The sequence below is a fragment of the Subsaximicrobium wynnwilliamsii genome, assembly GCF_007997225.1.
Lineage (GTDB): Bacteria > Bacteroidota > Bacteroidia > Flavobacteriales > Flavobacteriaceae > Psychroserpens > Psychroserpens wynnwilliamsii.
On the sequence record NZ_VORM01000020.1, the window covers coordinates 39,470 to 51,393 of the forward strand.

8 protein-coding genes and 1 pseudogene are annotated in these 11,924 nt (G+C 33.4%); 8 read left to right on the forward strand and 1 reads right to left on the reverse strand.

What is annotated here, in order from left to right; translation table 11 throughout:
• Positions 1-153 precede the first annotated feature (153 nt).
• A complete protein-coding gene (locus ESY88_RS15305; protein ID WP_147087543.1) occupies positions 154-1,431 on the reverse strand; it encodes an IS1380 family transposase in 1,278 nt (425 codons plus the stop codon).
• Positions 1,432-1,731: 300 nt separating this feature from the next.
• On the opposite strand from ESY88_RS15305, the gene ESY88_RS15310 reads away from it, so the two are divergent.
• The 8 genes and pseudogenes from ESY88_RS15310 to ESY88_RS15345 all read left to right on the forward strand — a co-directional run bounded on the left by ESY88_RS15310 (position 1,732) and on the right by ESY88_RS15345 (position 11,902).
• Positions 1,732-2,457, forward strand: a complete 726-nt coding sequence (locus tag ESY88_RS15310; protein ID WP_147087544.1) for a LytR/AlgR family response regulator transcription factor — start codon at positions 1,732-1,734, stop codon at positions 2,455-2,457.
• Positions 2,458-2,677: 220 nt separating this feature from the next.
• Positions 2,678-2,842 (forward strand): hypothetical protein, encoded by a 165-nt coding sequence (locus tag ESY88_RS21115; protein WP_189702619.1) that lies wholly within the window; start codon positions 2,678-2,680, stop codon positions 2,840-2,842.
• Positions 2,843-2,904: 62 nt separating this feature from the next.
• Positions 2,905-4,908 (forward strand): tetratricopeptide repeat-containing sensor histidine kinase, encoded by a 2,004-nt coding sequence (locus tag ESY88_RS15315; RefSeq protein ID WP_147087545.1) that lies wholly within the window; start codon positions 2,905-2,907, stop codon positions 4,906-4,908.
• Positions 4,909-4,920: 12 nt separating this feature from the next.
• Positions 4,921-5,583: a response regulator gene (locus ESY88_RS15320; RefSeq protein ID WP_147087546.1), complete on the forward strand. Its 663-nt coding sequence runs from the start codon at positions 4,921-4,923 to the stop codon at positions 5,581-5,583.
• Positions 5,584-5,664: 81 nt separating this feature from the next.
• A pseudogene (locus ESY88_RS15330) lies at positions 5,665-7,266 on the forward strand (TIGR04141 family sporadically distributed protein).
• Between the two features lie 224 nt (positions 7,267-7,490).
• Entirely contained in the window at positions 7,491-7,958 is a 468-nt protein-coding gene (locus ESY88_RS15335; protein ID WP_147087549.1) for a hypothetical protein, read from the forward strand.
• A gap of 25 nt (positions 7,959-7,983) precedes the next feature.
• Positions 7,984-11,184: a hypothetical protein gene (locus ESY88_RS15340; protein WP_147087550.1), complete on the forward strand. Its 3,201-nt coding sequence runs from the start codon at positions 7,984-7,986 to the stop codon at positions 11,182-11,184.
• Positions 11,162-11,902, forward strand: coding sequence for a hypothetical protein (locus ESY88_RS15345; protein WP_147087551.1), 741 nt, complete (start codon positions 11,162-11,164; stop codon positions 11,900-11,902). Before ESY88_RS15340 ends, ESY88_RS15345 begins: the two co-directional genes overlap by 23 nt.
• Positions 11,903-11,924: the final 22 nt, after the last annotated feature.

Consider the following 11,924-nt stretch of genomic DNA (forward strand, 5'->3'; position numbering starts at 1 on the left):
ATTGTCGATTCGTTCGTTTTTTTGCCAGGACTTATTTTTTTGAAGCCATCGGTCTTTTGATCTTAATATTTCCGGATTCAGCGCATTTAGGGCGTTTTAGGGCCATGTTAGGGCATGCCTTGCCCTTGGTATTGGTTTTTGACTTTCGGACTCCTATGTCAACAGCAAATGGTACGGCCTCTGGGTGAACAGCTTGAGTATTTTTTGTCGTCCTCTTTCTATCCATTTGAAAGGGACTGTCACAAATCTGAATATGAATTTCTTGATCCTGAAATTAGGCTTTACAAACGTTACTTTTTCAGCTATTTTCTTTAAGATCATCAAATAGAAATTCCTGCACATGGCAGTCAGGATCATATAGACCGTGTTTTCTTCCAGAAATGAAAAAGGCAGGTTCTTCCAACCGAAATCATTGTTCATCTCATCAAATATCTTTTCAGTTGCACCTCTTTGGTTGTAATATTCAATAATTTCCCTGTCGGTGGAGGTTCGGTCATTCGTCGCTATTGCCCTATAAGTGAAGTCGTTTCCGAAAAAGGCATCTGTTTGCCCGGTATTGTTCTTTTGTCTGCTAACTACATATCTATAGGTCTTTTCCCCTCCAAAGGGAGTATAGCCAATACTGCATACCTCCACATCGAACAGTCCGATCCGCACAGTTCTCCAATCTTTCATTACTTTTACTCTGTTGGAGAGTTCACCGCAACGTTGGGCCCTTATATAAAATCTTTCGCTATTTTCTTCTACCACTTCTATGACCTCTTTTGTAAAGGAGCCACAATCCATGCGACTTCTATCGATTTTAATGCGCTTGTCCTTTAGCATTGAATATGCATCTTCTAATGTTTCAGCTTGTTTGAACTTTACATTACTGTTGCCGTTCCTGTTTTCAATGTAAACGATCTCTTTGCCAATGCTTGCCACGCCCGGGAAATAGCCCTTTTCCATCTTATAGCCCTTTCTGGAATCGTATTTTTCGCAAGGCACGAACTGATGGTCAAAGTCAAGATCATACAATTTATTGGGAACCAGGGTCTTTAATTGCAACAACATATCTAAATTCAGTGCGTTGAGCGTGGCGTGCCTGCTAATGTCATTTACGGAACCGGACTTGCCGATGTGGACTTCCTTGTCCAGGGACAAGGATTTTTGAAGGCGAAGAAGTGTATCGGGAGAGCAGACCTTGAGATTTTCGATCTGCAAAAATTCCTCTCTTAGGTTTGCACTAATGTCCTCGGCGCAATCTCCACCTGCAAAGATGATTGACCACATGTTCTTTATTGCATCGCTAAAATTGAATTGGGCCTGTGGCGGGCGCTCCCCAAGGTGTTCTGTGATTAATGCCGGAAGTTGTAGGTTGTCGAATTCGGCTGAAATAAAATTAAGTCCGCCAAAAGACTTGATATTATCGGAAGAAAGTGTAATTTTCATCTGCAACGATGTTTTCACCTAAATTGGTGAAAATATTTGAAAGGGGAAAGGCTTTAAGACTCCGGTCTTATTGACTTTTCCACTTTCTTATTAACATCACTTGCGGATGTTAGGTATCAATATATGTTGAACTTATTAGGTATAACATTTCTTCAAATCGGAATTTCAATTAAAAAAGCTATCAATGCGCTTTAATCAATGTCAAATCTCAATAATAATGAAAATCCTTATTAATTGTAAGATTATCCGTTAGTTGTAATTGAGAAATCATTGCTAATTTCAAGGTCTAATCAAAAAGCCTTGAATAGTTATTTCGTAATAGATAGTGATGGGAAAATAGCTAAAGACTTAAAAAAAGTGATGGCAGACTATCCCATGTTTCTTTCTATAGGGAACTCCAATAGTTATGAGCAATCCATGAATATTATTCTTAAGAGAAAACCCGATTTGGTGTTTCTCAATTTGGATAATGTGATTGAAAGCCCTTTTGAATTGGTTACTGAACTTAACAGTTATTTAGAGATTATTCCAGATTTCGTAGCTGTTTCCTCTTCAAATGAGAATTCTTATAAGGCGTTAAAACACGGTTTTATAGATTATTTGATGACTCCTTTAGTGGAATTGGAAATTAGAAAACTGGCTTTAAAGTTTAAAAAAAAACAATCCTCCAAAACCAATAGAACCCTTTGCTTACAATCCTATAAAGATTTTCAATATTTAAATACGGATGAAATATTGTTTTTGAAAGCTGACAATAATACAACTGACTTCTATTTAAACGATGGTTCTGTTATAAGTGCTTTCAAAACGTTAAAAATTTTCGAGAATGCCCTGCCCAATAATTTTTTAAGAATACATAAAAGTTATGTTGTCAACAAAGATTATGTGTCGAGAATAAATTACGGTAATCTTAAATGTTCAGTAATAAATACAGTTCAAAAAATTCCTTTTACAAAAACTTATTTAAGCAATATTGAATTTATAAAAGATTCACTATCTGACTTATCCATCCAAAGTCAAAATTAATTTCACTCACAGAAACAAGCCTTTCACTATCAGAACTATTATGTTCACTCATTACCTGCCAAAACATTTGTTTTGGCAAGCATGTCATTATATTTTTATGACATAAAGAAGCTTCTTCATAAGCAGTTGAGCACTTAATATTTCAGTTAATCTCATCTGCATTTTAATTTCACCTTGAAAAACGGGGTGAGGTCTATTGTATAATCCTAAAATTTATATTATGAAGAATGCACTTAATGTTTTGGCTATTCTAATTATTTTCAATTTCTTGGCTTCATGTACAGCATTGGAGTTAAATGACGACCAGACTAATCCAACGGAAGATGTTCATGCCACAGGAGATAATAGTTCTGGTGAAATTGATAATGATAGAGAGGATGGATAATCCCATTTCAATTGATAGCGGCCCTTAAAATAATTTAAGGGCTTTTTCTTTACATTTGTTTTATGTTGGTAAGGAAAAATAAACTAATAATATTACTGGTTGGCTTCATTTTGTGCGTACTATCCTCATGCAGGAGAAAAACGCCAAATCATAATGAAATCAAGTCATTCAATGATAGTGTCAACTACTACTTAAAACAAAACAGAGCTTTATCAAAAGCTAAGACTCTCAATGATTTAATCGAAAACGATTCACTAAAAAAAGAGAATGCTTTAAAAATAGCATTTCAAGCATTTAAAAATTCTGATACATTACTATTTGAAAATTCGAACAAACAGGCACTAAGATTATCTATAGAACTTAAGGATTCTTCTGGTGTAGCAGAAACTCATTGGAATTCAGGTTCATTTTTCGCAAGGCAGGAAATTCTAGATTCAGCGTATTATCACTATTACCAAGCTCATAAGTATTATTCATTGATTGGCCAGGAAAACTATTCTGCCAAAATGCTATATAACATGGCATTTATCCAAAGTAGATTAAAAGATTACACGAGTAGTGAAGCTAAGCTTTTTCAGGCTATTTCTACATATAAAAACATCGGAAAAGACTTGGCATTATATAAATGTTACAATGCTCTTGGAAATAATTATAGTGAGCTCGGTGATTTCGAAAATTCAATTGAATATCATACCAAATCTATTAAGGTACTAGAGAATATTGATGATAAAAATAAGCCATATTATGAGCGCACTTTAAACGACATAGGGCTTACTTATCAAATCAAAAAAGACTATAATACTTCTATCCAAACTTTTAGAAAAGCTCTTGACAATAAAAATATTAAAAATCAAGATATTCGCTTGTATGCTAGATTAAAGGATAATTTGGCCTATTCAAAACTACTTTATGGTGATACTGTTAATGTTGAAGACTATTTTTTAGAAGCTCTGAAAATAAGAGACAGTCTAAATAATATATCAGGCATTACAATTAATAAAATTCATCTTGCGGAGTATTACGCCAAAACTAATGACACTATAAAAGCTTTAGAGTATGCTGAAGATGCTAATAAGTTGGCTATTAAATCAAGTAATAATAATGATATTTTGTCATCTCTATTACTCCTCTCTAAAATAGACAAAATTAATTCTAGTAAGTACCTTCAATCTCATGTTAAACTCACAAAAGAACTGCAAGGTTATGAGCGTAAATTAAAAAATAAATTTGCAAGAATCAGTTTTGAAACGGATGAATATATACATAAGAATGAAAGACTATCACTTCAAAAAACACTTATTTTATCGATTGCAATTGGAGTAATATCAATTTTAACCTTATTGTATTATTTGAGGATTCAGAAGACTAGAAATAAACAATTAGTATTAGAAAAGCAACAACAGAAGGCAAATGAAGAAATTTATAAATTGATGATTAAACAACAATCTAAATTGGAAGAAGGACGCCTTAAGGAGAGGTGTAGAATATCTGAAGAACTTCATGATGGCGTGCTCGGTAAAATATATGGAGCAAGAATGGGTATCGGTTTTTTGAATCTTAATGGCGAAAGCGAAGACTTGAAAAAACACCAAAAGTTTTTGGAAGATTTGCAGAGTATTGAGGGAGAGATAAGGGATATTTCACATGAATTGAAAAACGAAATTCTATCTTCAAATACAGATTATTTGGCGATGATCGAGAGTTTGGTCTTAGAAAATAGTTTAATCGGTAAATTTAAATATGATATTATAGCAGAAGAAACATTATTTTGGAATGATAGTAATGAGGGCATAAAAATTAATATGTACAGAATAATCCAAGAGGCGTTACAAAATATCGTAAAGCATTCAAAAGCAACTCATGTAGCTTTAAAGTTTGAATATAATAACTTTCTCTATAATGTAGTTATAACAGATAATGGCGTTGGTTTTAACACCTCTAAAAGAAAAAATGGTATTGGTTTGTCAAACATTAAATCTAGGGTTAAAGGCCTTAATGGAAGCCTGACTTTGAATTCCGATTCTAAATCTGGAACAATTATTGAAATCAAGATTCCCTCTAACTAAAAACCGCTTCAAGTGAACATATTAATTATTGATGATCATCCGCAAATTGCCGAGTCTTTTAAATCGGCGCTTCATAAAATTGCTTTGAATAATAGCCGTTTCAAATTTGAGATTACAGAAGAGACAACCTTAGACGGGTCTTACGCTTTACTAACCGACAGCAAAAAAATCTTCTATGATTTGATTTTTTTAGACATTAAACTTCCAAGTTCTAAAGATGGTAAACTATTGTCAGGGGAGGATTTAGGATTGGAGATCAGAAAGCAATCGCCAAAATCAAAAATAATTGTAGCTACTACCTACAATGATAATTACCGAATCAATAATATTTTCAGAAATCTTAGTCCAGAAGGATTACTTATAAAAAATGATTTAACTCCTAAGGTTTTGGTCAATGCCATTGAGGAAGTGTTGGATGATTCGCTCGCTTATACTAAAACAGTAAAAAAACTCCTTCGTATTTTGGCCTCAAATGATATAAGTCTGGATTATGTGGATAGGCAAATATTATATCAACTTTCCATCGGCACTAAAATGATGGACTTGCCTAATGTTATTACAATGTCTATTGGCGGTATAGAACGTCGGAAAAGACAACTCAAAGAAGCATTTGATATTGTAGGCAAAGATGATAAGGTACTGCTGAAAATAGCCCGAGACAAAGGGTTTATATGAAACAAACCTTATACATGATAAGGGATTACATTATTAACTATTTTTACATTTAACATATATTACATCTTCATTAGACTACATATGAAGAAAACCCACAAGTTAAGTGTATTCCTGTTAAAACCCTACGTAAAAAAGTTCAAGGATGCCATCAAGGAAGAAGTTAGGGATTATTATGAATATAAAATAAAAAAACAAACAGAAGCTGATGGATTGATTATAATTGGAAGTACCAGGTCAAACTCACCTTCGTGGGAACAATTACTTCAGCAGGGCGTAGAGAAAAAAATAATAACACTTCAAAATGCTTCCAATCGTGCCGTTTTATTTTTTAGAGTCAAAGAAAGAATTTTTGTAATAACCTTCGGTTATGGCAAACATATAATCAAATAAGAACTTATAGAAAGAGACTTTGGATTGCGAACCGCATTAAATCTCGTGGATTCAGAAAAATTCATTAGCGTTGATAAAGCAAATCTCAGCGATATGGGTTTGTTGACCAAAATGCAATCCAGCAGAAAATCAAAGCCTGAGGCCTTTAATCTTGATGTAGTAAGTGATTTGTTAAAGGGTGTTACTGGAGGTTTAGCAAAGGGCTCTAATGATTTGGGTACCATGATTACAGGAAATGAGGGCGTATATCTTTCACCGAAAGTCAATTTTAAGGATATTCCAGAAAAGTTGAGAAAATTGTTGAAGGCCTATAAAAGCAATAAATACAAAACAAACTTTGATTGGATTGATAATCTAAAGGAGGAAAAAAACCCTTCGACAGTTGAGGAGTTAAGAGCATTGTTAATTGCAGCACTTAAAAAACAAGACACTACTAATATACATTTAGCGTCTCCAAATATTATTGATTGGGAATCCTATGAAGGATATGCTTATTCTGAAGTTGCCGATGACCTTAAAATGGATTTGGACATTTCAGATTTCTACGCTTACAAGAATGATAAATTAGAAGATTTGGATTGGAATACCCTAAAACGCCTTTCCATTTATTTGAAATATGCCAACAATGAGTTTAGAATATCGGCTCCATTATGGCGGTTTATAAATTTTGAAGTCAATCGAAAAGGTTCAACCTACGTTTTCACACTTGGCAAATGGTATCATATCAACAAGAACTATATTGAGTCAATTCGAGAATATGTTAAAAACGTTGAGGAGTCAAATTTAGTATTCTTGAAATGTCCAAAGAATTTTAGCGAAGGAGACTATAACGAATCATTGGCCAAATCTAAAAAGGACTATTTACTATTTGATAAAAATTTGGTCAAATCAGATTATTTTAACCGTTCTCATATTGAAGTCTGCGATGTGTTGTCGATTTTAAATAAAGAATTTATACATGTTAAGCCAAGATCAAGTTCGTCTACCTTAAGTCATCTCTTTGCGCAAGGTAGAGTGTCGTCTATCGCTATTTTAAGGGATAATAGTTTTAGGAAAAACTTAAGAGCAAAATTAAAAGCATTGGGAGCGGAAATGGATTTTATCCCATTGGATAGGAAAAAATTAAAACCCTCTGATTATACGATTACGTTCGCCTTGATTGATAAAAGAGACAGGTCTTTCATTGATGCGTTGCCATTTTTTAGTTTGATAAATTTTCGATTAACGCTGGAAAATCTTCAGGAACAGGGTTTCAAGGTAAAGATCAAGAATATTCTACGAGAATCAAGCTGAACAGTACCCTTTATAATATATCTTAACCTTATTGAAGGTAGCTCAAATTACAAACCTTAGCAATCCTAAGTGATTCCCTTACTATTTATATCCAGCATTGTTATAATTTTAAGGTCGTACTCTGTGATGCCCTAAATCATGTTTTAACCTAAATTTAATGTTATTCTAATAATAGTAGTGGATAAATAGAGTTTAAAAGAATATAAACTTTAAAAATTCAACAAATGAAATTATTTAAAAAAACACTTTTAATCCTTGCAATTTTCGCAGGTTTTACTTTTCAATCCTGTAGTTCAGATGATGATTCGGGTTCACAAAATGATGACACTTACATTAGGTTTACCGCTGGAGGAGAAGATTTTAATTATGCAGATCCCGCAACGGCAGGTTCTCAAAATTTGACGATAAACGGTCAAAACGGAAACGACAACACGGTTTCTACCTATTCGTCTGTTTCTATCTGGTTTCCGCTACAAATAACGACAGGGACTTATGATTTCTCTGGTGATTTTTTTCAGGATGGTGACTATAAGTTAAATCTTGAATCTACCGCATTGAACCTTGATGGATGGTCTGAAACAGGCTCTGTGATAATAACTGCGATATCCTCAGATTATATTGAAGGTACGTTCACAGGAACTATAGAGGGCGTGGCTATAACCAACGGTGAGTTTAGGGCTTTTAATTTGTAAATAATTATCCAATATAAAACGGTATATGAGCTTCTATTTTTTTACAGAACCATTAAAATTGACCAATCAAACTGAATATCAGTCCTTTGGAGCAATAGATGAAAATAATTATAGGTTGGGAAATATGTTTTCTATCAGTTCTGATGCAAAAGCATTTGCTATTACCGATGGTTTGATATTGGTTCAGCAAATTGGAACTACAGATAGGTACAACATTATTCTAAAACCTAGTGTTGAACCAGATTTGAATCTTCCGAAGATTAGCTATATTATATATAAAGGAATAAAGAAAAGTAGTTTGATTTCTGGAGATAAAGTTGCGGCTCCAATAAATAATGATCTTACAAAATTTATTCATGCAAGTGCAGAACAATGGTATGCTGCTGATGGAGTTCCAGTTCCTGATACCGAACCAGCGGCTAGTACATCCTTAGGTCTAGAATATTCCGCAAGTAATCCAGACACAGAATTTACAACAGAGGATCCTGACGAGCTGGATAAAGTATTTTATTCATCAGATTCTCTTACGCTCCCATTTGCTTTCGCAAGTAATTATATTGGAGATTTTGATAGCTCAGGAGATATTGGGTTAACTATAATTTTTGAAAAAATCGGGTACAGGCCAACCTTCAAAATTGCTAGAGAACTTGATTCTATAATGACATTCGACCCACTAAGTGGTTCTCCGACCCAAGCTGAATCTTTTGCATTGAAAGATAAGAAAGAAGTTGTGCTTAGCTATATAGATTCTTCTGCTTTTTTTGGTGCTTTTAATGGCTTAGGACTTAAAGTTTTTAATGGCACAGGTTTTACAAATAAAAACGGTGATGCCTTGTTCAATGATGTAATAAGTAAACATTTTAATAAAAACAGCATTTACTTGGATATAAGAAATGAATCTAACGACTCGTTTAATTATTTAGAAAACTACGGAGATACTATCAAATTGAGCTTGGATAATTCAACTACTTTCATTCCGCTAGATTATACCAGAAATAATAAATGGCCCATACTTTTAATAAATGACACGGCTCCTGATAGCGAGTTTTCTGAGAATAATACGAATAAAATCATTAAGGTAAATTTACCAAGAGGGGACAATGAAATCCCGTTAGTCTATTATAAAAGAGCTTTCAAAAACGATTTGGGACTTGTACTTCCCGATGGTAAAAAGCAATTTCTAACACCCGCTATAGAAGATGAAGAAACATCTTTTGAAGAAATTATTCCATACGTAACAAATGGTAGTGCTAATTCAAACTATTTTCAACTTAGATATATTAGGCGTGTTAGGAATAATGAAAACCCTATTAATAATTTTCCTACAAAAGGATTTAGTATTTTTCAGAATGGCTATTTAGATGGATTGTTTCCAATTTTTGATATGGCCATTCCTTTCGAACAGGATTCAGGTAAAAGTTATTCTAAAATTTATTATGATGTTAAGTTTATTGATAAAGCAAATATCAACGGAAACCAGTTTACCGCTAATTTGGGTATAGGCAAGGATAGTGTATATACAACATTTATTTCCTATCCTAGCAACTATAATCTTAACATTCGTCAAAACAATGACGATAAGATTCCGCTAAGTGGTTTTGAAGGGCCGGTATCCAGTCTTTTCTTATTGGAGTTGAATAATCAAATACAGTCCATCAAAATAGTAAAAAGCGAGTTTAAGATAAACGGTTCAGTACAAGAGTACATAAGATTTGAGAATCAAACTACTTTTTCGGATACTGAAACTGAAAACTATACTTTTGAAGATGTTTCTATTTTGGCCTTAACCAATCAGGAATTTCAAGATTTGGAGCAACTTAAAAATCAGGAATTCCCAGTTGATTATAAGGTTAACTTAGGGGTAACGAATATCGAGGTAGGTACTGATGATGAAGGTAAAGCCTATACAAAATTCGAGTATGTTTTAAGGGGGCTTAAAGAAGATGGAAGTGGTAATATCGTTAGACATAGCGCCTCTCCTTCACCTGCCATGGTAGTTTATACTGACGAAAAGGTTTTGGGTTCAGAATATGTTCGAAATTATGAAGAGGCTATTGGCTATGATAATTTTCAAGATGCAGCTGCTGGTTTACGGTACGAAGATTTTTTTATTAATAAGCAGCCGGGGATTAAGAGAGTGGTTGACGATTTTATTAATGAATTATATAATTCCGAGTCATCGAGCACTCTATTTTTTGATGCAATTAAATCTTTGGTTTCTATTACGGGTAAAACATTATGGAATACAGCTGTAAATAGTGTTCAGGCCAATTTAAATAGTCCTGATGACAGACCCTTATATTGGGCTAGGCTTAAAATAGCAGTGTTTATAAAACAACATCCTTTATTTAAAGGAGATATTGATGTGAATTCGCGAGTGATAGAGGACTCCGATTTAAGTCAAATTATTTCACTTTTTGAGGAGACAAGTAGAAACTACACTGGAGTGAATTTTTCTTCTGCTGGTACTGCCAAGAAAATTTTAGTAGTTGGTTTTGACCCTTTTTTTCTTGATGAGAACAATCCTGTTTTATCAGGTTCTAGTAACATATTACATAGTAATCCATCTGGAATATCTGTGCTTTCAATGAATAGTATTAATACTGCTAATGGAATTGGATATATTCAATCGATGATTGTACCCGTTCGCTATACTGATTTTGATTCAGATTTAAATCCAAGTATGGGTGAAGGCAAAGGAATAATTGAAAATTATATAGGGAAGTTGCTAAACAACGTTGATATGATCATAACTCTAAGCCGTGACGGTGCTCCAAGCGATTACAACATAGATAAGTACGCTACTCAGAATAGAGTAGGGAACGTTCCTTGTAACCTAAATTTTGTTAGAGAGCCAGACAGCGACTCTATTACAGATACATCCAAATGGATTGAATCAAATTTGCCTAATGAGCTTGTTTTAAGCCCCGAAGTGGAATTTGATTTCACATATGTTGATAGTACTGGCATTACTAAAGATGGAAGCGTAGACGAACCTGACCCAAATGAAAAGATGACACGAGGCTCAGGAGGTTCTTATTTATCTAATGAAATATTTTATCGTGTTGCAAGACTTCGAGAAATGATTAGCATAGACAAGCCCAAAACAGGGCATTTTCATGTTTCAAAATTTCAGGAAGCAAATGAAGATTTGATTTTCTCAAGAGCGAAAGCCTTAGTTGATATTGTAAAGAAAGCTATAGATGATGGAGCAACAGGTTTATAAGTTTTGTATTTTAATATTAGTTTTTGTAACGATGTTTTTTGGATGCAAATCCAACAACAATGGGCAAATTCTATCAATCGACAAACCGCAAATGCGTCAACCCAAAGATAAAAACGCTTTTAGTGTAATAGCTTTTAGACCTTTATTTGAAGGTGTTATAAATAAAGAAAAATATGAATCATATTGCCTTGATGTAGTGAAAAATACGACTGAGCCTCCCTTTTTTAAAAGTTTTGTGTATGATGATTTATATATTGACATCGTTGCACCAACTTTTCACAAAAATTATATAGGGCCTGATTCAAATGATGGAAGTAGAAACATAGTACGAATTATGCAATCTGAAAACGTGATGAATATAGTTTTGGATGATTCATTCATTGGAGATTATCATATTTATATTGACAGTCTAACCTTCAAAGAGGGTAGTTTTTACTTTGATTTAGCGAACAAAAAATTTAGAAAAATCTCATTAGAAGGTAAATTAAAGACTCTAGAAAAGTGGAAATCATCAGAAGGTTTGTTGAATGAGGAATGTATCAATAAAATACCATTGTACAAGGTTATTGACAGTATTTCAGACAAAAACCTTATCCAAGATATGTTGAGTTTAGATTTCATCAAAGTATCCCAAGATGATTTGGTAACCTATGACGTTTTATATAATCGTAGAGAGAAAGAACGAATTCGAAAAGCAAGATCAAAGAATAAAGGTTAAAAAGATTACTAAATAAATAAGA

Bases quoted from the DNA above. Each gene is read 5' to 3' on its own strand.
- ESY88_RS15305 (WP_147087543.1), bottom strand. From the start codon at position 1,431: ATGAAAATTACACTTTCTTCCGATAATATCAAGTCTTTTGGCGGACTT.
- ESY88_RS21115 (WP_189702619.1), top strand. From the start codon at position 2,678: ATGAAGAATGCACTTAATGTTTTGGCTATTCTAATTATTTTCAATTTC.
- ESY88_RS15315 (WP_147087545.1), top strand. From the start codon at position 2,905: ATGTTGGTAAGGAAAAATAAACTAATAATATTACTGGTTGGCTTCATT.
- ESY88_RS15335 (WP_147087549.1), top strand. From the start codon at position 7,491: ATGAAATTATTTAAAAAAACACTTTTAATCCTTGCAATTTTCGCAGGT.
- ESY88_RS15340 (WP_147087550.1), top strand. From the start codon at position 7,984: ATGAGCTTCTATTTTTTTACAGAACCATTAAAATTGACCAATCAAACT.
- ESY88_RS15345 (WP_147087551.1), top strand. From the start codon at position 11,162: ATGATGGAGCAACAGGTTTATAAGTTTTGTATTTTAATATTAGTTTTT.